The sequence below is a fragment of the Xanthomonas sp. F14 genome (genome assembly GCF_014199865.1).
Map to the genome: position 1 here is coordinate 378,531 of NZ_JACHOM010000003.1, position 22,534 is coordinate 401,064.

Annotated in this window: 19 protein-coding genes and 1 pseudogene; 9 read left to right on the forward strand and 11 right to left on the reverse strand. The window is 66.0% G+C overall.

Annotation, left to right across the window (positions count from 1 at the left end):
- The first annotated feature begins 79 nt into the window (after window positions 1-79).
- Window positions 80-880 (forward strand): annotated as a pseudogene (locus tag GGR73_RS12990) (transporter substrate-binding domain-containing protein).
- 111 nt (window positions 881-991) lie between these two features.
- Here the strand turns inward: GGR73_RS12990 and GGR73_RS12995 are convergent.
- Window positions 992-1,867 carry a DMT family transporter gene (locus GGR73_RS12995; protein ID WP_016902964.1) on the reverse strand — a complete coding sequence of 292 codons (876 nt, stop codon included), beginning with the start codon at window positions 1,865-1,867 and terminating at the stop codon, window positions 992-994.
- 304 nt (window positions 1,868-2,171) lie between these two features.
- Here GGR73_RS12995 and GGR73_RS13000 point away from each other — a divergent pair, with 304 nt between their 5' ends.
- Window positions 2,172-3,023, forward strand: a complete 852-nt coding sequence (locus GGR73_RS13000; RefSeq protein WP_184457250.1) for an MnmC family methyltransferase — start codon at window positions 2,172-2,174, stop codon at window positions 3,021-3,023.
- 205 nt (window positions 3,024-3,228) lie between these two features.
- Window positions 3,229-3,774, forward strand: a complete 546-nt coding sequence (locus GGR73_RS13005; protein WP_456362955.1) for a hypothetical protein — start codon at window positions 3,229-3,231, stop codon at window positions 3,772-3,774.
- A 179-nt stretch (window positions 3,775-3,953) separates the two neighbouring features.
- On the opposite strand, the gene GGR73_RS13010 is transcribed toward GGR73_RS13005, so the two are convergent.
- Window positions 3,954-4,166, reverse strand: a complete 213-nt coding sequence (locus GGR73_RS13010; RefSeq protein WP_039523300.1) for a hypothetical protein — start codon at window positions 4,164-4,166, stop codon at window positions 3,954-3,956.
- A 419-nt stretch (window positions 4,167-4,585) separates the two neighbouring features.
- On the opposite strand from GGR73_RS13010, the gene GGR73_RS13015 reads away from it, so the two are divergent.
- Window positions 4,586-5,131: a hypothetical protein gene (locus GGR73_RS13015; RefSeq protein WP_184457252.1), complete on the forward strand. Its 546-nt coding sequence runs from the start codon at window positions 4,586-4,588 to the stop codon at window positions 5,129-5,131.
- A gap of 64 nt (window positions 5,132-5,195) precedes the next feature.
- On the opposite strand, the gene GGR73_RS13020 is transcribed toward GGR73_RS13015, so the two are convergent.
- The 3 genes from GGR73_RS13020 to GGR73_RS13030 form a co-directional block, all read right to left on the reverse strand.
- The gene (locus tag GGR73_RS13020) at window positions 5,196-6,095 is read right to left on the reverse strand and encodes an NAD(P)/FAD-dependent oxidoreductase (RefSeq protein WP_184457254.1); all 900 of its coding nucleotides are present in this window, start codon (window positions 6,093-6,095) and stop codon (window positions 5,196-5,198) included.
- A gap of 425 nt (window positions 6,096-6,520) precedes the next feature.
- A complete protein-coding gene (locus GGR73_RS13025) occupies window positions 6,521-6,961 on the reverse strand; it encodes an Rrf2 family transcriptional regulator (RefSeq protein ID WP_221232394.1) in 441 nt (146 codons plus the stop codon).
- Between the two features lie 140 nt (window positions 6,962-7,101).
- Window positions 7,102-8,976, reverse strand: a complete 1,875-nt coding sequence (locus GGR73_RS13030) for a GGDEF domain-containing protein (protein ID WP_102255609.1) — start codon at window positions 8,974-8,976, stop codon at window positions 7,102-7,104.
- A 398-nt stretch (window positions 8,977-9,374) separates the two neighbouring features.
- Between GGR73_RS13030 and GGR73_RS13035 the strand changes: the two genes are divergently transcribed.
- A complete protein-coding gene (locus GGR73_RS13035) occupies window positions 9,375-10,466 on the forward strand; it encodes a DUF1615 domain-containing protein (RefSeq protein ID WP_104569122.1) in 1,092 nt (363 codons plus the stop codon).
- 50 nt (window positions 10,467-10,516) lie between these two features.
- On the opposite strand, the gene GGR73_RS13040 is transcribed toward GGR73_RS13035, so the two are convergent.
- Window positions 10,517-11,950: a GAD-like domain-containing protein gene (locus tag GGR73_RS13040; protein WP_184457256.1), complete on the reverse strand. Its 1,434-nt coding sequence runs from the start codon at window positions 11,948-11,950 to the stop codon at window positions 10,517-10,519.
- Window positions 11,951-12,353: 403 nt separating this feature from the next.
- Between GGR73_RS13040 and GGR73_RS13045 the strand changes: the two genes are divergently transcribed.
- On the forward strand, window positions 12,354-14,678 hold the full coding sequence (locus GGR73_RS13045) for a S9 family peptidase (protein ID WP_184457258.1): 2,325 nt from the start codon (window positions 12,354-12,356) through the stop codon (window positions 14,676-14,678).
- Between the two features lie 136 nt (window positions 14,679-14,814).
- Here GGR73_RS13045 and GGR73_RS13050 read toward each other — a convergent pair whose 3' ends face one another.
- Both GGR73_RS13050 and GGR73_RS13055 read right to left on the reverse strand, forming a co-directional pair.
- On the reverse strand, window positions 14,815-16,746 hold the full coding sequence (locus GGR73_RS13050) for an alpha/beta hydrolase family protein (RefSeq protein WP_257998522.1): 1,932 nt from the start codon (window positions 16,744-16,746) through the stop codon (window positions 14,815-14,817).
- A gap of 168 nt (window positions 16,747-16,914) precedes the next feature.
- Entirely contained in the window at window positions 16,915-17,250 is a 336-nt protein-coding gene (locus tag GGR73_RS13055) for a DUF3817 domain-containing protein (RefSeq protein WP_184457260.1), read from the reverse strand.
- A gap of 149 nt (window positions 17,251-17,399) precedes the next feature.
- Here GGR73_RS13055 and GGR73_RS13060 point away from each other — a divergent pair, with 149 nt between their 5' ends.
- The 3 genes from GGR73_RS13060 (at window position 17,400) to GGR73_RS13070 (ending at window position 19,696) form a co-directional block, all read left to right on the forward strand.
- Window positions 17,400-18,023 carry a YiiX/YebB-like N1pC/P60 family cysteine hydrolase gene (locus GGR73_RS13060; RefSeq protein WP_115510376.1) on the forward strand — a complete coding sequence of 208 codons (624 nt, stop codon included), beginning with the start codon at window positions 17,400-17,402 and terminating at the stop codon, window positions 18,021-18,023.
- Between the two features lie 35 nt (window positions 18,024-18,058).
- Complete coding sequence (locus GGR73_RS13065; RefSeq protein WP_260400411.1) at window positions 18,059-19,018, forward strand: alpha/beta hydrolase; 960 nt, start codon at window positions 18,059-18,061, stop codon at window positions 19,016-19,018.
- A gap of 216 nt (window positions 19,019-19,234) precedes the next feature.
- Window positions 19,235-19,696 (forward strand): DUF4126 domain-containing protein, encoded by a 462-nt coding sequence (locus tag GGR73_RS13070; RefSeq protein ID WP_184457264.1) that lies wholly within the window; start codon window positions 19,235-19,237, stop codon window positions 19,694-19,696.
- Window positions 19,697-19,838: 142 nt separating this feature from the next.
- Here GGR73_RS13070 and GGR73_RS13075 read toward each other — a convergent pair whose 3' ends face one another.
- The 3 genes from GGR73_RS13075 to GGR73_RS13085 form a co-directional block, all read right to left on the reverse strand.
- Window positions 19,839-20,234 carry a VOC family protein gene (locus tag GGR73_RS13075; RefSeq protein ID WP_154831386.1) on the reverse strand — a complete coding sequence of 132 codons (396 nt, stop codon included), beginning with the start codon at window positions 20,232-20,234 and terminating at the stop codon, window positions 19,839-19,841.
- Window positions 20,235-20,313: 79 nt separating this feature from the next.
- On the reverse strand, window positions 20,314-21,288 hold the full coding sequence (locus GGR73_RS13080; RefSeq protein ID WP_184457266.1) for a glutathione S-transferase family protein: 975 nt from the start codon (window positions 21,286-21,288) through the stop codon (window positions 20,314-20,316).
- A gap of 173 nt (window positions 21,289-21,461) precedes the next feature.
- Window positions 21,462-22,241 (reverse strand): SPFH domain-containing protein, encoded by a 780-nt coding sequence (locus tag GGR73_RS13085; protein ID WP_046345603.1) that lies wholly within the window; start codon window positions 22,239-22,241, stop codon window positions 21,462-21,464.
- Window positions 22,242-22,534 lie beyond the last annotated feature (293 nt).

A 22,534-nucleotide genomic window follows, 5' to 3' on the forward strand; every position in this document is an offset into this window, starting at 1 on the left:
ATCGTGCTGACATGCCGTTGACGTCGGCCACACCGCATTGACCACGACTATCATGGCCGCATCTTTCCGAGGCCACGTCATGCGCCATCGCATCTGCCTTGCGTTCCTGCTCAGCTGCGGCCTTGCGCACGCAGCCGCGCCCGAGCCTGCCTCACGCCTGGATGCGGTGCTGCAATCCGGCGTGCTGCGGGTCTGCACCACCGGCGACTATCGCCCCTACTCGTTGCTGCGTGCCGACGGGCAGTTCGAGGGCAGCGATATCGCCCTGGCGCAGTAGCTGGCCGGCAGCCTGGGCGCGCGCGTGGCGTTCGTCCGCACCAGCTGGCCGCAACTGATGCCCGACCTGCTCGCCGATCGCTGCGACATCGCGGTCGGTGGCATTTCGGTCACCTTGCAGCGGCAACGCCAGGCCAATTTCAGCGCGGTGCTGGATGTGGACGGCAAGATTCCGCTGGTGCGCTGCGCCGACCAGGCGCGTTACCGCAGCCTGGCGCAACTCAATCGCCCCGAGGTGCGTGTGATCGAACCGCCCGGCGGTACCAACGAGGCCTTCGCGCGCCAACAATTGCCGCGCGCGCACCTGCGCCTGTTCGCCGACAACACCACCATCTTCCAGGAGCTGCTGCAGCAGCGCGCGGACGTGATGATCACCGACGCCTCCGAAGCGCTCCACCAGCAGGCACGCCTGCCCGGCCTGTGCGCAATCGCACCGGAGCAGCCGCTGCAATACGGCGAAAAAGCCTTCCTGCTACCGCGCAACGACCAGCCCTGGAAAGCGTACGTCGACCAGTGGCTGCACCTGAGCAAGGCCAGCGGCGAGTACGCGCGCATCGTTGAAACCTGGCGCGCACCGCGCAAGGGATCCACTTCGCCCCCGTAAAAACCGGGATTGGGGAGTCGGGATTGGGGATTGGTAACGGCGTCAAAGCGTGTTGTCGCTGGTGTCACTTGCCGCTGCCAATCCCGAATCCCGATTCCCCAATCCCCGCTCTCAAACAATCTTCGTCCGCCGCCACCACCGCGACACCTGCTCCTCACGGATCAGCGTGAACAGGCCCGCGCCCAGAATCAGTGCGATGCCGACCGCCATCGGCCAGTCCAGGTGGTCATGGAACAGCAGGTAGCCGAAGGCGATCGCCCACAGCATCTGGCTGTATTGCGTGGGCGCAACCACGCTCACCGGCGCCATGCGCGTGGCGTACATCAGGCAGATCGCCGCCAGGCCGGCAAGCAGGCCGTAGCCGGCCAACAGCCCCCACTGATACAGCGTGGGCCAGACAAAGGTCGGCAACATCATGATCCCGCCCATCACCAACGGGCCGATCACCCCGGCGCCGTACAAGGTCAGGCGTTTTTCGCTATGCCCGGCCATGCGCAGGGTGATGACCGAGATCGCACCGACCAGGCCGCATACGATCGCGGCCACATGCCCATGGGTGAGATGGCGAAAGCCCGGGCGCAGCACGATCAATACACCGATGAAGCCGACGATCACCGCCGACCAGCGCCGCCAGTGCACTTCTTCCTTGAGAAACACCACCGACAGCACGGTGACGAAGATCGGCATCAGGAAGATCAGCGCAAACGCCTCGGCCATCGGCAAGGTGGTGAACGCAATCACCGAGGTCAGATTGCCGATGGCACCGGTGAGCGCACGCAACAGCCACAGGCTGGGTTGCTTGGCCATCACCAGTTCGCGCAACCGGTCGTCCGGCTTCTTCAAAAATGGCACGGCCACCAGCATCAGCAGCGCACCGAGAAACAGCACTTCGTAGACCGGCAGCGTGCCTTCCAGCAGCTTCACGAACGCATCGCTGATCGAATAGGCCGCATAACAGGCAAACCCCAACAACACACCCTTCAGCATTGCCGATCCTCCACAGTTGGCGCCAATCGGACAACATGTCGACGGGGGCAGTGCGCAGTATGCGGTGCGGCGTGCGTCAGAGGAATCGGCGCATGCATCAGGGCACGACGGCTCATGCATCACCACCGGCACACCATTGCAGACGGCCCGCCGCCCCACGTCGCTGCAGAGACCGCCGCTGCGCCGCCGCGCCATCATGCCGGCGGTGCGCTGGATGCGCATGCGTGATGGGGTCGGTTACGATGCCAGTCCATCCCTCGCACCCGCAGCGCGCGTGACGCCTGCCCACCCAGACCAGCGACTCGTGCCCCACTACTCCGGCCCACTCCTCATTTCCTCCGATGCCCAGGCGCTGCTTGCCGCGCGCGGCAGCGGTCTGACCCAATGGACCGGCTCGCTGGACCTGGGCCGCAGTACCGGCACCGCGCAGCTGGATGCGCAGACCTGGCAGTGGCGCGGCAGGGGCTACCCGTATCCGGGCAAGTTCAAGGAGCGCACGCTGTACTTCTGGGACGGTGACGATTTCGCCCCGATCTCGCGTTTCAGCGGTGCGCTGATCAAGCTCGTTCCCACCGAATGGGGTGCGCCCACCTTCGAGATCGATGGCATCAAGATGCTGCCGTCGGCGCAGCTGTCGCCGTTCGACGATGCGCGCCGCAAGGTGGCGCTGGTCGACCCGCGCGGCAAGATCGTGCTGGATACCTGCGGTGGGCTGGGCTACTTCGCTGCCTGCTGCCTGGAAGCCGGGGTGGCGCAGCTGCACTCGTTCGAAAAGAATGCCGACGTGCTGTGGTTGCGCACGCTCAATCCCTGGTCGCCGGACCCGGCCGATGCCGCCTACGGCGGACGCCTGCAGCTGACCCACGCCGATATCTCGCAGCACATCGCCACGCTGGAAGACGATTCGGTCGATGCCATCCTGCACGACCCGCCGCGCTTCGGCATTGCCGGCGAGCTGTATTCGCAGCTGTTCTACGACCAGCTGGCGCGGGTGTTGCGGCGTGGCGGGCGCCTGTTCCATTACACCGGCGCGCCCAACCGGCTCACCAGCGGACGCGATGTGCCCAACGAAGTGAGCAAACGCCTGAGCAAGGCCGGCTTCAGCACGCAACTGGCGCTGGATGGTGTGCTGGCAACGCTACCGGCACGGCGCTGATTGCAGGATGTTTGCCGCAACCGAAAACGCGCCGTCAGTCGCCGCCAGCTGCCTGTCGGCGCTGCACGCGAAACCGCAATGCAGCAGACAGATGCCGACCCGGGTGCTGGCCGTCGCTGTCTGACTGAAGTGCGGCCTGCGTGCCAGCCACGCCTGACCAGCAAACGGATCTGCGATACTGCAGCGCCCACGACAAGGACGTTGCATGCGCATCCGCTTTCCGACCTGGTTGCTCGCCGCGCTGTTGGTGATGACCGGCGCACACGCGCAGACCGCGCCGCAGACGTCGCCGCCGCAGCCCATGTCCGAAGTCACCACCCGCCATCCGGTGATCACCGCGGTCCTTGCCAGGCGTACGATTCGCCTGGGCGAACACGCCGGCAAGTGCGCAATCCTGCGCGATGACGAAGTGCTCCCGCTGGGTATCGGCGCACCGTGCTACTTCAGCACCAATCGCCAACACGGCGCCCAGGTGCACCACTTCCACGGCAGCGACATCGTGCTGGTGCAGCACGCCCACCCCACCTCTGCGCCGGACTGGGATATCAAGCTGTACGGGGCGATCTGCGCGTTCGAAGCGCAGGCCGTGCGCGAAGTCGATGGCGTGCTGGAACCCGGCAGCGTCGCCACTTCCTGGCACTGCGACCCGACCATGGGAGCCGATCAGAAGCAGTTCGTCTACAGCTATGACACCTGGCCCAAGCGCGAGACGCAGCCGCCATCACGCAAGCAAAAGCAGACACAGCCCTGATGGCCACATGATGCGCAGGCATCGATCGGCGCAAACGGTTGCCACGGCCGTGTGACCCGACGGCTGATCAACACCGTGTACTCAACAGCGGCTTGCCGCACGCCTGCGCAGCCGCGTCGTCGTCGACAGCGCGGCACCGCGGCACCGCAGTTGCGCATGCTGTGGAACGACCACGCAGGTCACCGCCTGCCGCGTCGGTACGTGGTCCAGGCAACGTAGGTGAACCAGGCGATGAGCGCCAACGGCACACTGGTCAGCAACGCATCCCAGCCGACGGCGATCCAGAACCGCTGCGGGTCTGCATCCGCGTAAAAGATCCTGGTCGGCCGGCCGCGGATGACGCTGATATAGCGCCCCGTGACGATCGCCTCCAGCACCAGCCACAGCCGCATGCAACAGGCGATTGCCACGACAACGGCTCCCCCGCCGATGATCCATTCGTGGATCCGGGATGCTGCGGGAGCTGGCGCAGGTGGCGGTGATTTGGGCCGCTTCTTTTTCACGCAGGCATCGGTTCGATGGTGGCGGCGCAGTGTACGCGCAGCGCAACCGGCCAACGCAATCGCTCGCACGCATGCAGCACTTGGTGGTCGCGCAACGAGCGCATGACACGCACCTGCCGGCTGCACGCGGCCGCTATACTGATGGCGCAGCGCACTCGCTCAGAGTGAATGGAATGCTCCACGCTGCATTCGTCTCAGGGAAGATGGCCAGCAACAGTGCAACATGGATTGTCCGGGCGCTTCCTTGGGGTTTTTGCCGTCTTCGCCATGCAGTGGCAACAACGGCCTCGTACCAAGGATCTTTCGCTTTGAAGACGTTCACCACCTTCCTGCTTGTCTCTTTCAGTCTGCTGCTGGCTGCCTGCGGTGGCGGCACCACCACCGGCGCCTCCAAGCTCTCCTCCAGCGACTACCTGCTGCACAACATCTCGGTCTGGAATGGCGCAGTCACCATCATCGACCCGTGGGTGTCGGGCGATCGCGGGCAGAGCCTGGTGGCCGATGCCGTCGCGCACAAGCCGCTGGACAGCTACAAGACCGCACTGGGCAGCCAGCGCAAGGCACTGGCCGCCAACGCGCAGGCCAATACCGCCGTGGCCGCGGGCGTGCCCGACAACGCCAAGGACCTGGACGGCAAGCTGTCGGCCTACCTCAAGCGTGCCGACGCGATGATGGCCGCGCTTGAACGCGTGGCGGCCCTGCCCAACGGCTACGGCAATGCCGAGCTGGCGCCGTTGGCCAAGGACCTGGAAACCGTGTCCGCCCAGCTCAACACCGATATGGAAGCGCTGAATACCGCGCAGCGCGCGTATTCCAAGCAGCACGAGATTGCGATGCAGGAAGTCAGCCAGTAAGCAGCGCAGCCACGATCTCCCCTGCAGGCCGGCATGGTCTGCAGGGGCGATCGCAACACGCCGCTCAGTTGCTCAGACCGAACATCAACGAGCGATGCGTTGCCACGCCGGCCATTGCGCCGCTGGCAACCGCAAAGGCGATCGATGCCGCCGGGTTGGCCACATCGCCGCAGGCAGCGATACCCGGCACCGAAGTGGCCTGCATGGCATCCACCGCGACATGACGGCCCAGCGGCCCATCGCTAGTGCTGCATCCCAGCGATGCGACCAAGGCACTGAGCTCGGTCTGGGTGGTGATGAACAGGCCATCCAGCGCGCAGACCTGCCCATCGCGTAACACCAGCTCCAGCACGTCGCCATCGCCTTGCAGCGCCGCCACTGCGCCGCCCACCACGTGCACGCCACGTGCTTGCAATTGCGCATGCTGCGCCTCGTCCAGCACCACCGCGTCGTTCAAGAACAGCTGTGTTGCACCCCAGTCCGGCAGCATGGCCGCCTGATGCACCGCAAAGGCGGAGGTGGCGAGCACGCCGATGCGTCCCTGGCCCAGCTCATAGCCGTGACAGTACGGGCAAGCGAACACCTGCGTGCCCCAGCGCTCTGCCAGGCCGGCCAGTGCCGGCAGACGATCGACCACCCCCATCGCCAGGACAAGGCGACGCGCGGTATGCGTGGAGCCATCGGCCAGCGTCACCTCGAAGGCTTCCGCCTCGCCGCGTAGCTGTATCACCTGGCCGTCGGCCCACTGCACGCTCGGATAGGCCAGCAGCTGCGCGCGTCCCGCCTCGGCAATCTGCGCAGGCGATGCACCATCGCGGCTGAGAAACCCGTGCGAGGTGGTGGCAAAGCGATTGCGGCGCTGGCCGCTATCGATCACCAGGACCGTACGTCGGGCACGCGCCAGCTGCAGCCCGGCCGACAGCCCGGCATAGCTGCCGCCAATGATGATCACGTCGTGCTGCATGTCCGCTCCCGGTTGAAATCCGCTTTATGTACTTTTCGATGTTACATGAAAAGACCGGCGATTCAACCGCGCTGTACTGACGTTGCTACCTGCTCGATGGTTGAAGGATTGCGTGTGCGACCGAGGGCCGATGCGCTGCCTGCTGTCGCGCTTGCCGTGATCGGCTGCGATTCGCGTTATCGCCTGAAAGCAATGGGCAGTGCGGCGTGGCAATGCTGCGCGGGTGCGCATGTACACGCCACGTCAGGAAACGACAGCGTCCTGGCAACTGCGCCTGGCCAAGCGCGCCCTGTCTGCGATCGATGCCGACCAGCTGCCGCAAAGCGCATGCGTGTGCCGCACGGGACTGCAAGCACAGGCACACCGCGCGCCTGCCATCCCGGCTGCACGCCATGTACAACGGCGTATGCAACAGCTGGTGTGCGTCAGCGCCTGCGTTTGCCTGTCGGCGAACCGGCGGGCAGCGCGGCTGCCGTGCACAGTGCATCGAACTCGTCCGCCAGCGTTGCCAGCGTCACCGTGCCCAGGCGCTGCAGCAACACGGCTTGCGCCTCGGCCAGCGCGTCGGCGATGGCTGCGTTGACCACGCGCTCCACGCCACACTGCGGGTTGGGGTGATCGGCGCCGATCGCAAACAGATGCGGGCCGCCCACTGCACGGTGCACGTCCAGCAATGTCACCTGGGTCAGGTCGCACGCAATATGCCAGCCACCGTTGTGGCCCTTGCTCGACTGCACGTAGCCGGCAGCACGCAATCCGGCCATGGTCCGACGCACCACCACCGCATTGGTCGACAGCATGCCGGCGATCTGCTCGGAGGTCATCGGCTGCTGGCTTCTGGCCATGTGCAACAGCACATGCAGCATGCGGGAAAGGCGGCTATCGGTTCGCACGCGGTCTCGGTTCGCTCAATCGACGGAAGGCAACGTGGCGGGGCCACCGCACGATTGTGCCGCAGCCCCGCGCAGATGTCGCAGCCGGTGCCGCGCAGCCGCGCATGCGGCAGTCAAACCACCGCCCATTGATCGCGCCCGGCGGTCTTGGCGGCGTACAGCGCAAGATCGGCCTGCCCCAGCAGCACATCCAGGCCGCTCCCCGCAGTGACGCTCACCGCGCCCATGCAGAAACGCACCGGCTGGTTGGCGGGCAGGCCGGCGATCTCGATCGCGGCCACCGCGTTGCGCAGCCGTGCGAACACCGCTGGAATCTCCTCTGCGCTGCAGCCCGGCAGCACCAGCAGGAACTCCTCGCCACCCAGCCGGCCCAGCCGATCCTGCGTGCGCAGCGCCAACCTGGAGGCGCTGGCAAGCGCCTTGAGCACGGCATCGCCGGCGGCGTGGCCATGCATGTCGTTGATCAGCTTGAAGTGGTCCAGATCGATCAATGCCAGCATGCACGGGACCTGCGAGCGCACCGCCTGCTCGACCTGCTGCTGCGCCTCGGCGCGAATGGCGCGGCGATTGGGCAGGCCGGTGAGTTCGTCGCGCATCGCCAGCCGCGAGAGTTGCCGCCGGTGGCGCGCACCGAAGGCCAGCACCACCAGCGCGCCCAGCAACAGCAGGCAGGCCGCGCATAGCGCAATCCACAAGGCGCGTTGCCCGGCTTCGCGGGCTTGCAACGCCAGTTGCGCGGTCTCGCTGCGGCGGCGCAGCTCGGCGGTTTCCGCGCCACGGCGTGCATCTTCATAACGCGCCTGCAGGCGCAGCATCACGGTATCGCGCTGGCGATCCAGGCTCTGCGCGCGCAGCGTGTTGGCGCGCTGCAGTTCCTGGTAGGCCTCGGCATGCCGCCCCTCCGCTGCCAGTGCCTGGGCAATGGCATCGAGCAGTCGCGCGCGCCGCACCAACGGCAGATTGGGGTCGTCCGCTGCCCGGGCCGCGATGATCTCCATGCCGAGGCTGCCGGACTTGAGCGCGGTCAATGCCTGCAACAACACCGCATGGCAGGCGGCCACGCGGCCGACATTGCCCTGGCGTTGCATCAACGGCAGCGCCTCGCGCGCCATTGCCAGTGCTGCAGCAGCATCGCCGGCGTCGATCAGCACCTCGCTGGCGCTGGTCAATGCCGCGGCCACGCCGGCCTGATCGCCCAGCTCGCGGCTGAGCGCCAGCGCACGCCTGAAATGCAGCAGCGACGCGTCCGGCTGCTGCGCTGCCAGCGAAGTGCCGTATTCGTATTCGATCAGGCTGCGCTGGAAGCGTGCCGGCTGGCCGCGCAGGCGCGCCAGGGCGCGCAGCAGATAGTCTTCGGCGTCGTTGTCTTCTGCCGAACGACCACCCACGCGGCTGGCCAGCGAGCCGAGCTGGGTCAGGGCATCCAGCTCCAGGCTCAAGCTGTGTTCGCGCACCGCGCACTGGTAACTGGCCTGCGCCGCGTTCCAGGCCTCGTCGCTGCTGCCGGAGGCGAGCATGCTCCACATGTCGACCGCTTCGATCTCGCACAGCAGATCGTTGCGCCCCAGCGCGCGCGCCTGCTGACGCAGCGCTTCCAGCCGCGCCAGCATGCCGCGGTTGGGGCTCTCGCGCACATCGCTGAGCGCCTGCACGATCGCCAGCCACAGCTGCGCCTGCGCCGCGTTGCCGCGCACCCGTTCCAGCATCGCATGCGCCTGGGCCAGGACTGTCTGGCGGCGCTCGGTCTCTTCCAGCGAAATCAGCACCCGCGCCTGCGCCAGCAAGGCCCAGAACTGCGCATCGGCGTCGCCATCGCTGCGGGCACGCTCGAACGCGGCCTGGGCGGCCTGCAGGGCGGCCCTGGGGTCGTCGATCGCGGCGGTCTCGATGCTCTTCCACGGCTGCGGCTGCGCCCACAGCATCGCGCTGAACAGCATTGCAGCCATCCCCACGGCCATGCGCCGCCAGCGTGGCGTCGCACTGCTCATCGACACCTCACGGCGACGATGAGCCACACCGCATGGCTGCCGTGCACAGCAAGCGCCGCCCGGCCCGCATCGGGTTTGCTGGTTGCTGCGGCACTCGAGCTCTCCCATGGTTGGCTGGCAGTGGAATCGGGGCGATGTCGGCGTCTGACTGACGCCACTTCGATGCAAAAACACGCGGTCATGATGACCGGCGAACACGGCAGGTCATGTGATCGCCACGCTATGCGTCAAGATCGATAGCGGCCTGCATGCAGCGGGCTTGAATCGGCCTGCAGATCGCACCGGCGGGCGACCCGCGCCGTCGCGGCTGCTGCACATCGCCGCATGCAACCACCCCGCGACAGCCACGTAAACTGCGACACGGCACCTGCCGCCGCCCCCCGGATCCTGGAGACGCCGTGACATCCCGCCTGCCCCGCCTGCTCACGCTGCTCGCCGTCGCCTTGCTGTCGGCCTGCGCCACCCAGGCGCCGCGTGCGCCACAGCGCTCCCCGGACGCGGTCAAGGCCGACATCGCGCGACGCCTGCCGGCCACGCTGGGCGATCGCAACGGCTGGGCCGACGATGTCTACGTGGCACTGTCCTCGCAGGGGCTGGACACCAGCGCCGAGCACATCTGCGCGGTACTGGCGGTGACCGAGCAGGAGTCGACCTACCAGGCCAACCCGGTGGTACCCAATCTCGGCAAGATCTCGCGTGCCGAGATCGACCGCCGCGCCAGCGCGCATCACATCCCCGGCTTCATGGTCGATGCCGCCCTGCGCATCGACTCGCCCGACGGCCGCAGCTATGCCACGCGCATCGCAAGCGCGCGCACCGAGCAGGAGCTGAGCCGCATCTTCGAAGACTTCACCGGCAGCGTGCCGCTGGGCGCGCGTTTGTTCGACGGGCTCAACCCGGTGCATACCGCCGGGCCGATGCAGGTCAGCATCGCGTTTGCCGAGCAGCATGCCGAGCGCTACCCGTATCCGTCCGGCGACTCGATCCGCCACGAGGTGTTCAGCCGTCGCGGCGGGCTGTGGTTCGGCACCAGGCACCTGCTCGGGTATCCGGCCAGTTACGACGCCCTGCTGTACCGCTTTGCCGACTTCAATGCCGGCTGGTACGCCAGCCGCAATGCCGCCTTCCAGGCGGCGCTGAGCAGGGCCAGCGGCATCGCGCTGACCCTGGACGGCGACCTGCTGACACCGGGTGCCAGCCTGGATGCCCCCGGCGGCACTGAACGCGCCGCACGCGCCCTGGGCAGCCAGCTGGCGATGAGCGACCGGCAGCTACGCCGCGCCCTGGAAGCCGGCAACTCTGCCGATTTCGAAGACACCGCGCTGTATCGCCAGGTCTTCGCGCTGGCCGAGCGCAGTGCCGGCAAGCCGCTGCCGCGCGCGGTGCTGCCCGGCATCACGCTGGAAAGCCCCAAGATCACCCGCACCCTCACCACCGCCTGGTTCGCTCAACGCGTGAACGAGCGCTGGAAGCGCTGCATGGGCAAGTAAGCGACTGGCTTGCCGCGCTGCGAGCACTGCCTGCGCTGCGCACCGCCATCTCATTCCCCGCTCAGGCGACTGGTCAACACATCGCCGACAACAGGGCCATGTTCCACCTTGCCATCGCTGCCGCGTTGATAGTTGATGCCGACCCGACACGCGGCAGGGTGCATCTCCCAGACCCAGCCATACAGGGCGCGCCCGGTGTCTGGCGGCGAGCGCATCGGCATGTTCATGCGCAGCCCATCGTCCTGGCCTCGGTCCAGTGTGCACATGACGGTGCCGGCGCCGTCGTCTTCAGCATCCGGGTCGATGTCGTCCACATGGGTGATGGTGGCGATGATCGCTTCGGCAGTCACCCGTTGCTGTAACGCGCGTGGAAGATCGGCAAGCGGGGGCGCAGCGCGTCCACCGGATGGCTCCTCGACAAATGCATCGCCCAACCTCACCTTGCGAAAGTAGTACTCGCTGCGGCCCAGCGTTTTCGAGCCATCCATGGCCGTTGCCATGTCTGCCAGCTCGTCGGCGCGCAGCAGGAACATGTCGGTACCCGAGCGCATGACCACCAGCTGCGCATCGTTGGCATCGCTACCACTGGAGTCGCTGCGCAACCGAATATCGAGCGTCACGTGTTCGTCGCCAATCTCGGTCTGCGTTACCTCGTAGCGGCCCGCATACGCACGCACATCGGTGCGTGCAAGGCTGCGATGATCGATTTTCCAAAACAGCAGGCGATACTGCCCGTTGGGCTCGAGCGCCAGCATGCGATGCCAATCGATATACGACGAAAGGTACACGCCGTGCAGGTCGTTGCCGGACTGTGGCGCGTTGAAGAGGTCCTCGAACATGGAGCGCTGCGCTGTGGGTAGCGCCTCACCATTGGTCGTCGCTGCATCGGCAACGGTTGCAGGGCCGTCGACAGCATCGCGAAGCCGGGTGTGCAGCGCCAACGCATCGACCTTGTTGACCCGCAACATCTGCATCGAAAACAACATCTGATCGATCTCGTAGACCTCGCCCGCCGCGAGCGGCCCGCACTCTTTGCGTGCGGCGGCAAGCAGGGCTGGTGGGATCAGGGAGTCGCAGAATTCCGCCTCGCACAGGGACTGGTTGAAGAAGTCGTCCAGGCTCCAGCTCAGGTCAGCGGCGTCTTTGGAGACCGGGTCCAGGTAGACCACGTCTTCGTCGGTGGCGGTCAGCTTGCGGTAGTACAGCAGCGCGCCGAAGGGGGTGAGCGCGATCGGAATACGCCGCGCCGCATCGGGTGGCGAGACGATCCAGCGATCCAGCACCGGTTGCCATTGCCGGGGGTCGATCAGCGCGAGTTGCATGTCGCCATAGTGCCCCAGTCCTTTTTGGCGCCAGAGTTCAAGCAGGCTGGCAGGCAGCACCGGCGCATAGGCGGCAATCAGGTCCGCCGGGGCAGGCTGCGTCTTGCGCGGCGGGTGTGCCTTGATAAAGGGGGACAGTGCCAAGCGGCGGAACCATGACATCAGACGGCCTCCAGTCAACGTTGCGTGCGTGCAGTAAACCCAAATCGTGCCGCATGGCCCTGTGTGGACGCCGAGAAGCGTAGTTCATGCCGGGACATTCCCGCAGTCAGTGGCTGGCCGATCACCGGCGCGCGTGCGGTCCACGGGTGTGATCTCCCTCGATGGGCATCGCGCTCGACGAACCTCATCGGTCACGCTGCGGCGATGCCGAACCGGGCGATGCGCTCGGCAACCGCTCCACCACAGGCCCGCCCCGCGTCGGCCGCCGAAACGCGTGCGGCCCGCCCCAGTCGACAATGGCGCGAGCACGACTTCTGGCAGAGGCGCCCGGCCCATCTGGCGGGTAGCATCGGACGGTCGCGCCGACCGCGTTGCGCGCTCCTTTCGTCCCGGAGAGTCTTTCATGCCCACCCCGTTGCCGTTGCGGCAGCTGTTCGCCGCCATCGCCCTGGCCACCCTGCCGGCACTCGCCAGCGCACAGACGCCCGCCGTGACCGAGGCCGACTACGCCCGCGCCGAGCGCCTCACCAGCTATCTGGCGCAACCGCTGGTCGATCACCAGGCCACCCGCATCGACTGGCTGGACGCCACCCACGTGGTCTATGTCGACCACGATGCCAAGGGCAACCAGCTGTTGCAGCTGGACACCGCCACCGGCAGGAGCGCGCCGATCTTCAAGCAGTCCGCATTGGTCGCCTCGCTCAATACGCTGCTGAAGACCGGCGACAAGCCGCTCAAGGCCGACACCTTCGCGCCGGCGGTCAAGCGCACCGCCGATAGCCGCTACCGCCTCAACGTGCGCGACACCGCCGTGGTCTGCGATGCGCGTGCGCGCTGCAGCAAGCTGTATGCAAAGGACAAGGCCGAGCCGGGCGTGCTGTCGCCGGACAAGCGCAGCGAAGCCTTCATCCGCAACTGGAACCTGTGGGTGCGCGATCTCGCCAGCGGCCAGGAGACCCAACTCACCCGCGACGGCGTGGAAAACTTCGGCTACGCCACCGACAACGCCGGCTGGCAGCACAGCGACAACGCCATCGTTGCGTGGTCGCCGGACTCGCGCAAGATCGCCACCTTCCAGCAGGACCAGCGCAAGACCGGCGACATGTACCTGGTCAGCACCAAGCTCGGGCATCCGGAACTGCAGTCGTGGAAATATCCGCTGGCCGGCGACAAGGACGTGACCATGATCGAGCGCGTGGTCATCGACGTACCTACGCGCAGCGTGCTGCGGCTTAAACTGCCGCCCGACCAGCACCGCTCCACCCTGTGCGATGACGTGAGTTGCTCGCCGGGCCTGTGGGACGATGTGAAGTGGGCGCCGGACGGCAAGACGCTGGCCTTCGTGTCCACCTCGCGCTTCCACAAGCAGGCCTGGTTGCGCATTGCCGATGTCGCCACCGGCGACGTGCGCACCGCCTTCGACGAAACCGCCAAGACCTATTACGAAAGCGGCCAGGTCGCCGCCAACTGGGCGTACCTGCCCGGCAGCAACGAGGCGGTGTGGTTTTCCGAGCGCAGCGATTGGGGCCAGCTGTATCTCTACGACCTGGCCACCGGCAAGCCCAAGCGCGCGATCACCACCGGCCAGGGCAACGTCACCGAACTGCTGCGCGTGGACCCGGTGACGCGCACCGCGTGGTTTGTCGGCGTCGGCCGCAGCCTGGGCGTGGACCCGTATTACCAGCAGCTGTGGAAGGTGAGCCTGGACGGTGGTGAGCCGGTGCTGCTCACGCCAGAAGTCGCCGATCACAGCATTGCGCTGGCACCCGATGGCGCCCGCTTTGTCGATACCTACTCCACCTCGGTCACGCCACCGGTCACGCTGCTGCGCGATGCCGGCGACGGACGCACGGTCAGCACGATCGCCACTGCCGACATCAGCCGCCTCAAGGCGGCCGGCTGGGTGCCGCCGGAGCCGATCACGGTCAAGGCGCGCGATGGCAAGACCACGCTGTACGGCTTGATGTTCAAGCCCAGCAACTTCGACCCGGCGCGCAAATATCCGATCATCGATTACGTCTATCCCGGCCCGCAGACCGGTTCGGTCCGCGGCCGCAGTTTCCTTGCCGGCCATGGCGACAATCAATCGCTGGCGGAGCTGGGTTTCATCGTGGTCGCCATCGACGGCATGGGCACACCGTGGCGCTCCAAGACCTTCCACGACACCTGGTACGCCAACATGGGCGACAACACCCTGCCCGACCAGGTGGCCGGTCTGAAGGAACTCGGCCAGCGCTATCCGTGGATCGACCTGGGCCGCGTCGGTATCTGGGGCCACTCCGGCGGCGGCAATGCATCCACCGCCGCGATGCTGCGCTACCCGGACTTCTTCAAGGTGGCCTGGTCGGAAAGCGGCAACCACGACAACCGCGGCTACGAGGACGACTGGGCCGAGAAGTATCACGGTGAGCACATCGTCAACAAGGACGGCAGCTCCAACTACGACGACCAGGCCAACGCCACCCACGCCAGCAAACTCAAGGGCAAGCTGATGCTGGTGCACGGCACCCTGGACGACAACGTGCCGCCGTATCTCACCCTGCTGGTGGCCGATGCCCTGATCAAGGCCAATAAGACCTTCGACATGCTGATGCTGCCCAACGCCAAGCACGGCTATGGCGAACTCACCCCGTATGTCAGCCGCCGCCGTTGGGACTACTTCGTGCAACACCTGCTCGGTGCCACGCCACCGGCCGACTACCAGATGAAGCCGATGCCCAAGAACTGAGCGCACGCACGGGTGGGGGCCGGCGACCCGAAGGCCCCTGCCACGTAGGAGCGGCCCCGGCCGCGACACTCACCGATCGCTGCGCAGCTTGGCCACACGTTCCATCCGGACAACGCCGGATGGAACCACCACCCGCCTACTTCGCCGTACTGCCACCCAACTGTGTGCTCAGGAACGCCAGCAAGCGGGTGTAGTATTCGCGACGATGCGGCTCGGTGTAGAAGCCGTGGCCTTCATTGGGGAAATACAGCGCCTCCACCGGCACGCCGGCACCTTTCAGTGCGCGCTCCATGCGCTTGGTGTGTTCGATCGGCGCGCGCTCGTCCTTGCCGCCTGCCGCCAGAAACACCGGCACCTTGATCTGCCTGGCCAGCATCACCGGCGAGCGTGCCGCCAGGGTGTCGCGGGCGCCCAGCCAGTCGCCGGTCCAGTTCTTGGCCCAGCGCGCGTAGCGCGCGGTGTCGCGCGCCATCATGTCCAGATCGTAGACGCCGACATAGCCGGCGGCGCAGCGATACAGGGCCGGCTCCTTCGCAACGCCCATCAGCGCAGCATAGCCACCGTAACTGGCGCCGTAGAGACAGATGCGCGAGGCATCGGCCACGCCTTGCGCGATCGCCCAGCGGGTGGCGTCGGTGAGATCGTCCTGCATGCGCCCGCCCCACTCCCTGGCGCCGGCCTGGGTGAAGGCACGCCCGTAATTGGCCGAACCGCGGTAATTGACGCGCAGCACCGCGTAGCCGGCGGCGGCCAGCAGTTGCGCCTCGTCATCGAACTCCCATTTGTCGAAGACATCGAACGGCCCGCCGTGCGGCATCACGATCAACGGCAGCGGCGTGCCTGCCTCGGCATGCAGCGGCTGGGTCAGATAGCCGTGCAACTGCAAGCCATCGCGCGCCTGGAAACTTACCTGCCTGCTTGCCGGGACGGCATCGGGCGGGAACCACTCGCGGCGGCTGAACACGCGGTCGGCATGCTTGCTGACCGTATCGAACAGGTAATAGTCGCCGTTATTGCGATCGCTCCACACGTACACCAGCACCAGGCGACGGTCGCGGGTGGCCGAGGTGATGTAGACCGCGTTGCCGTCGAAGGCTTTTTCCAGGCTGCGGTAGAGCCTGGCCGTCGGTGACTTCTCGTCGAAGAAGCGGTTGCGCACCCGGTCGCTCATGTAGGACGCGCCGATCGGCGTGGTGCCGTCCAGATCGCGCAGGATCCGGTAGGGGTCGACGGTGTCGTCGTGCAACAACGGCGTGGATTTGCCGCTGGCCGGGTCCCATCCCACCAGCACATCGGTGCCGCTCGCCTGTTCCACCTGCAGATAGGCCTGGCTGCCATCGGCCGCAAAACCGAGCGGAAATTCGCGATGCCCGCTGCTGGCGGCATCATTGACCAACCGCCACGGTGCGGCATCGTCGTCGCGGTAATACAGCTTGCTGACGTTGCTCACGTCGGCGCCGTTGGCAAAGCGGATGCGTCCCTGCTGATCGGTCACGAAGTTTGCGCGCCGCACCGGCGAGGTCGCCACGGTACTGCGCCGGCCGGTCTGGATGTCCAGCTTGTCGATGCGGATGTTCGGGTCGCCGACGAACGGGATCGTCGACACCAGGATGTTGCGCGGATCGCCCGGCAAGGTATCGAGCATGAACGTGCCTGGCTCCAGGTCCATCTTCAACTGCACGCCGTTGATATCCGGATTGGTGCCATAGGGGCTGGCCAACAGGCGGCCATTCTTGCCATCGGCGTCGATGGCATGCAGCTGGCCGATCGCCATCGGCTCGTCGCGCGACCCCAGCCGCTGCGCCATCGACACCACGATGCGGTCGTCGCTGGCCCACCAGAAATCGTCCACCACGCTGTTGGCGCCACCGGTGACTTTCGCGGTGGCCACCTTGTCCTGACGCCGTACGATGCCCAGCACGGTGCGATCTTCCAGCGGCATGGTGAGTGCAAAATACTCACCCGTCGGCGAGATCTTGATCCGCTCGAACTGGTCGCTTTTGAGATAGGGCGTCAGATCCAGCGGTTGCGACGGCGTCTGCGCGCGAGCCGGCACTGTGATGGTCATTGCCACTGCCAGCGCGGCAGTCGCCACCCTCATCCAATAATGCATTGCGACACTCCGCCTCTTCCTTGGTCCGCCTATGGTGGCAAAGGCGGTTTGTGGAGTCCATCGTCTGCCGCGATGCCATGCAAAGCACGCGGCATCAATGCTGCCTGGCCTGCATCGACGTGCTCAGGTACCGGTGCGTGCGCGCGGGCCCAACAGACCGATACGCCGGAACCACATTTCCAGCGGCACCGTCACCAGCGGCGGCAACGCGGCCAGCAGGCTCAGCGCCCACGCCCACCACGGCCAGCGCAGGCGCAGCGCGGCAAGCACGCTGACCGCCACATAGAACAGGAAGGCCGCGCCATGCAGGCGCCCGAACAGCCACACCAAAAGCTCGGTGGTGTGCGTGCCGTACTTGAGCAACATGCCGAGCAACAACCCGGCCCAGGTCAGCCCCTCGATAAAGGCGGCCACCGCAAACAGCCGGCCGATCGGCGACAACGCAGAAGAAGCACGCATGCAACACTCCAGACGGACAGGGATTGCCGCGACGCGATGGCGGCGGCGACGCCCGCTGGCAGTTGCATTCTACAGAGCGCATCGCGCATCGGCAGCCGGCCCGCGTTCCTGGCGATAATGGTGGCCCTTGCACCACCTGCCGGCCTCCCATGCGCACCCTCTTCTTGCTCGCCGTGCTTGCACTGGCACTGCTGCCCACCACCTCCATCGCCGTACAGCTGCAGGACGGCGACTTGCTGTTCGTCACCGCCGCCCGCACCGGCCTGAGCGGTGCCATCGACGATGCCACCGCCAGGCAGGATGCCCCCAGCTTCGATCATGTGGCACTGCTCGCCCATGACGGTACCGGACAGGTGCTGCTGCACGCAGACGAACAAGGCTCGCGGCAGCAGCCGCTGCAGGCATTCGTCGAAGAAGCCAATGCCAAGCATCGGCAGATCCATGTGTACCGGCTGACGGAAGAACAGCGCAATGCGATCCCCGGCGCCATCGCGCAGGCACGGCGCATGCTCGGCAAGCCTTACAACCAGACCTACGTGCAGGACGACAACAGCTACTACTGCTCGGACTTCATCGAACGCGCGTTTCGCGCCCAACACGTGTTCGTCCTGCAACCGATGAACTTCAAGAACCTGCAGACCGGCAAGATCTCGCAGTACTGGACCGACTTTTACCGCAGCAAGGGCATGGACGTGCCACAAGGCCTGCCCGGCACCAACCCGAACGATATGGCGGCCGCTCCCGTGCTGGCGTATGTCGGCCGTTTGAATTGATGCGCGGGAATGCCGCGCGTGGTCAGGAGAAAGTGTTGAACAAGGCATTGCCGGCAGGGCTGCTCGCCTTGTCACTGGTTGGCTGCATCAATGCACCACCCGCACCGCAGGAAAAGGCGGCTGTGCCGCAGCAAGCACCGGCACCTGCCAAAGCGGCCATGGCGACCGCGCTAGCTGGGCAACGCGGCGAAGGCCAGCCGTACGAGATTGTCGACAGCCAGGTTTGGGATGTCCCGGATCCGGCATCAGGCCGCCGCTATCAGGTCGTTGTCGGCTTGCCGGCCGGCTACGCCAACCACCCGGAGCGTCGCTATCCGGTTCTTTACGTCACCGATAGCGACTATGCGTTCCCGGTGGTGCGGCAGATCGCGCGCCGCTTGAACGGCGACGGGCCGGCGATCGAGGACTTCATCCTGGTCGGGCTGTCCTACGCGGTGGGCGATGAGCCAATGCCCAGCCGGCGGCGCGATTACACCCCGACGCTGGAAAATGGCGGCACCGCACCGCCCAATGCAACCCACGGTGGCAGTACGGCCTACGCGTCCTACCTGCGCCAGCAGGTGCTGCCCTTCATTGCCGGCCGCTACCGAACCGACGAAGGCAAGCGCCTGTTTCTCGGGCATTCCTACGGTGGCCTGCTCGGCACCCAGATCCTGTTGAGCACACCGCAGATGTTTTCCGGCTATCTGCTTGGCAGCCCCTCGTATTGGTACGGCGAGCACGCCACGGCCGCGCAGGAAAAGCGCTTCGCTGCGGTACACACCGATGCGCCGGCACGGGTCTACATGTATGTCGGCGAGTACGAGCAGGTGCGCTACAACAAGCAGTACGACATGGTGATCGATGCCAGGAACCTGGTGCAGACGCTGCGCGCGAGACAGTATCCGTCGCTGCAGCTGGAGCTGGAGGTGCTCAACGACGAAGATCACCTGAGTGTCGCGCCGCGCGGCATCACCCATGGGCTGAAGTTCCTGTTGGGCACCAAGGCTCCCTGAGTGCAATGCCGCGCGCCTGGTTGCGCGGCGCAAGCCGATACATTCCCGGCAGCGCATCGCAAGCACATCCAGTGCCGTGCGGGCGCCGCCAATGCACGGCATGCACAAGCTCTTGCCAACGCCCATACATGCGCCGGCCTAGTGTGTGCACATCCATACAGCGTGCCGCACGCAGCGCATTCCGCCTGCGATTGTTGAGCACACGCAGAGGTGTACATGGCTTTGATTCATTCCATCCTGATGGGCGCCGTCGCCGGCATGCGCTCGATGACGCCGCTGGCGGCGGTGACCAATGCTGCGCGTACCGGCAAGCTTCCTGCCGAGAACGGCGCACCGCCGCTGCTGGCCAATCCGCTGGCGTCGGCCGGCATGCTCGCGCTTGCGGGCGGCGAGCTGGCAGGCGACAAGATGAAAACCGCGCCCGACCGCATCGTGCTGCCCGGCATGATCGCGCGCATCGCCACCGGCGTGATCGTCGGCGCGGCCCTGGCTCCGCGCCACCAGCGCGGCGTCGCCGCACTGCTGGGCGCGTCCACCGCAGTGGCGGCCGCCTATCTCACCTTCAACCTGCGCATGCGTGCGATCGACCGCTACGGCCAGACGAGCACCGGCGTGGTCGAAGACGCGATCACGGTGGGCGCAGCGACGTTGATCATGCGCGACGCGGCCAAGCACTAGCGCGACGTCACTCACCTAAGCCTGTCGCGCGCTGCAACCACAGGGCGCGCCCTGGCGACGGCTGTTCCACCGTCGCCATAGCGAAGCGATGACTCGGTGCGCGCTCGCGCCGCGGCAGTCGCAGCAGCGCAGGGATTACAGCCTACGCAGGCCGGTAGACCGCGCACAGCTTGTTGCCGTCCGGGTCGCGCACGTAGGCCAGCCAGACCGGCCCCATGCGGCTCTCACGCACACCCGGTGGATCTTCGATGGACATGCCACCTGCCGCCACCGCAGCGTCGTGGAAGGCCTGCACCTGCTCGGGCGAGCCGCAGCTGAAGCCCACGGTGGCGCCGTTGCCGCTGGTCGCGGGCGCATCGTTGATCGGCTCGCTGACAACGAACGTACTGCCGGCGTGGCGATAGAACAGGCGCACATGGCCCGAGTTGGCAGGATTGACCAGCGGTTCGGCGGCCCCCAGGACGCCGCCGAGCACCGCATCGTAGAACTGCCTGGATCGCGCGATATCGTTCGATCCCACCATCACATGATTCAGCACGCATCACTCCTGTTCGTATCGAAGGCGCACAGCTTAGAGCAGCACGTGGATATCCGGCAGCATTCGGCGAACAGCTGCATCAGCCGCCACGCCCGTGCGGCGCCTGCAGATCCAACACCGGCCCCAGCGGCACGATGCCGGTGGGGTTGATCATGTCGTGACTCTGGTAGTAATGGTGCTTGATGTGCTGGAAATTCACCGTCTCTGCGATACCCGGCATCTGATACAGCTCACGCAGGTAGCCGGACAACTGCTGATAATCGGCAATGCGCCGCAGGTTGCACTTGAAATGGCCGACATACACCGCGTCGAAACGCACCAGCGTGGTGAACAGACGCCAGTCCGCTTCGGTGAGCCGGTCGCCGCACAGGTAGCGCTGCTGGCCCAGGCGCGCATCGAGCCAATCCAGGCTCTCGAATAGCGGCACCACCGCCTCTTCGTACGCAGCCTGCGTGGTGGCAAAGCCTGCCTTGTACACGCCATTGTTGACGGTGTCGTACACGCGCGCATTGATCGCATCGATCTGCTCGCGCAGCGGCGCCGGATAGAAATCGCCGGGCGCAGCGCCGACCGCGTCGAAGGCGCTATTGAACATGCGGATGATGTCGGCCGACTCGTTGCTGACCACCGTGTTGCGCTCACGATCCCACAACACCGGCACGGTCACGCGCCCGGAGTACTGCGGATCCGCCTTCAGATAGACCTCGTACAGATGCTGCGCCTGGTGGAGCGCATCGCCCACCACGCCCGGCCCTGGCGCAAACGTCCAGCCCTGCTTGCCCATCAGCCAGTGCACCACCGACACGTCGATCATCGACTCCAGACCTTTCAGGCGCCGGAAGATCAATGTGCGATGCGCCCACGGGCAGGCCAGCGACACATACAGGTGATAGCGCCTGGGAGCGGCCTGAAAGCCACCGTCCCCATGCGGGCCAGGGCTGCCATCGCGCGTCACCCAATTGCGGAACTGCGATTGCGAGCGTTCGAAACGCCCACCGCTCTTGTCGGTGTCGTACCAACTGTCCTGCCACTTGCCATCGACCAACAGGCCCATGCTGCCTTCTCCGCTACCACAATAGGCCGCAACCCTAGCCCAGCCGGTCTGGAGAGTGCGTGAGCGGCCGTGGTGGCGTGAGCAGACGCGAGCAGCCAGCAGCGCCTGCAGACCGAAGACCCACCGCTGCAAGGCAACAGGAGCGCCGCGTTGCCGTCGGCCGGCAGCGCAGGCTACCTGGCAATCACCGACGTGCCGGAAGGCACCATGTAGCAGGCCTGCGCCTTCTTGCAGGCATCGGCATTGAGTTCGGCGATCTGGCTGGCCAGGTACTGCTCGGGCGTCAGGCCCATGCGGTTGCGGTATGCATTGTCGGCATCGGCCTTGGCAACCTGTTCCTGCTCGCGTTGCCGCTCTGCGGTCGTCGCCTCGACCAGCGTCTTGACACGCTGTTGCTGCGCAGCGGTGAGGTTCATCTGCTGCAACACGTCCGGATTGGGGCGCGCGCGTCCGAGCGTGATGTTCTGGATCTGGATCGGCAAGCCTTGTTGCTTGACCAGCGCGCTGACGTTCTGGGTGACCGAATCGTCGATCTTCCTGGCGGTATCCGGATCGCTCATCATCTTGGTCATGTCGTAGCGCTTGACCTGATCGCGCACGATGGACGCGTACTGGCTGGCGACATTGTTCTTGAACCAGTCCTGCCCAAACCCGGACAGCAGCAAGGCCGGGGCGGTGATCCGGTACTGGATCTGGGTCGAGAAGTCCAACAGGATATTGTCGCTGGAGGAGAAATCGTCGAAGGCCACCTGCACGGTTTGCGGGGTGACATCCACATACGACGCAGAGGTGGTCAACCAGGTGTACGTGCGCCCGGGATCACGCACATCGTCCAGGCGGATGCCACCCTTGCCAAAGAACAGCGGTTTATCCACCAGCACGGCCTGTTGTCCCGGATCGGGCGAGACCACCGTACACGCACAGAGCAAGCCGGCCAGCCCGAAAGCCAGCATGGAATTCTTCATCAATGTCCCCTTGAATGGACGGGCGTGAGGCCCCTCCGGTATGGGGAAAGATTATCCAATCCGGGATGCGATCGCACCCCGGCCTCCCGCATGACGGGCGGCAACACGTCGCTGCATGCAAGCGCGTGCACGCAGGCCTTCCAGCCGCGTGCTGAGAGCTGAACCGGGCGCACGCCCTGCGCGGCGATTGGATGCATCCCCGGCAGCGACGCCCGCACTGCCGCAGCCCCATCCAGCCCTGTCATTGGCGCGCGCACCCAAGGATCGGCGAAAATAGCTGC

Excerpts from the sequence above, each read along its gene's own strand:
- GGR73_RS12995 (WP_016902964.1), bottom strand. The coding sequence starts at position 1,867 with ATGCTGAAGGGTGTGTTGTTGGGGTTTGCCTGTTATGCGGCCTATTCG.
- GGR73_RS13005 (WP_456362955.1), top strand. The coding sequence starts at position 3,229 with ATGCGCATCCGCTTTCCGACCTGGTTGCTCGCCGCGCTGTTGGTGATG.
- GGR73_RS13025 (WP_221232394.1), bottom strand. The coding sequence starts at position 6,961 with ATGCTGCATGTGCTGTTGCACATGGCCAGAAGCCAGCAGCCGATGACC.
- GGR73_RS13070 (WP_184457264.1), top strand. The coding sequence starts at position 19,235 with ATGGCTTTGATTCATTCCATCCTGATGGGCGCCGTCGCCGGCATGCGC.
- GGR73_RS13060 (WP_115510376.1), top strand. The coding sequence starts at position 17,400 with ATGCGCACCCTCTTCTTGCTCGCCGTGCTTGCACTGGCACTGCTGCCC.
- GGR73_RS13045 (WP_184457258.1), top strand. The coding sequence starts at position 12,354 with ATGCCCACCCCGTTGCCGTTGCGGCAGCTGTTCGCCGCCATCGCCCTG.
- GGR73_RS13080 (WP_184457266.1), bottom strand. The coding sequence starts at position 21,288 with ATGGGCCTGTTGGTCGATGGCAAGTGGCAGGACAGTTGGTACGACACC.
- GGR73_RS13055 (WP_184457260.1), bottom strand. The coding sequence starts at position 17,250 with ATGCGTGCTTCTTCTGCGTTGTCGCCGATCGGCCGGCTGTTTGCGGTG.
- GGR73_RS13040 (WP_184457256.1), bottom strand. The coding sequence starts at position 11,950 with ATGTCATGGTTCCGCCGCTTGGCACTGTCCCCCTTTATCAAGGCACAC.
- GGR73_RS13085 (WP_046345603.1), bottom strand. The coding sequence starts at position 22,241 with ATGCTGGCTTTCGGGCTGGCCGGCTTGCTCTGTGCGTGTACGGTGGTC.
- GGR73_RS13050 (WP_257998522.1), bottom strand. The coding sequence starts at position 16,746 with ATGACCATCACAGTGCCGGCTCGCGCGCAGACGCCGTCGCAACCGCTG.
- GGR73_RS13030 (WP_102255609.1), bottom strand. The coding sequence starts at position 8,976 with ATGAGCAGTGCGACGCCACGCTGGCGGCGCATGGCCGTGGGGATGGCT.
- GGR73_RS13010 (WP_039523300.1), bottom strand. The coding sequence starts at position 4,166 with ATGCGGCTGTGGCTGGTGCTGGAGGCGATCGTCACGGGGCGCTATATC.
- GGR73_RS13020 (WP_184457254.1), bottom strand. The coding sequence starts at position 6,095 with ATGCAGCACGACGTGATCATCATTGGCGGCAGCTATGCCGGGCTGTCG.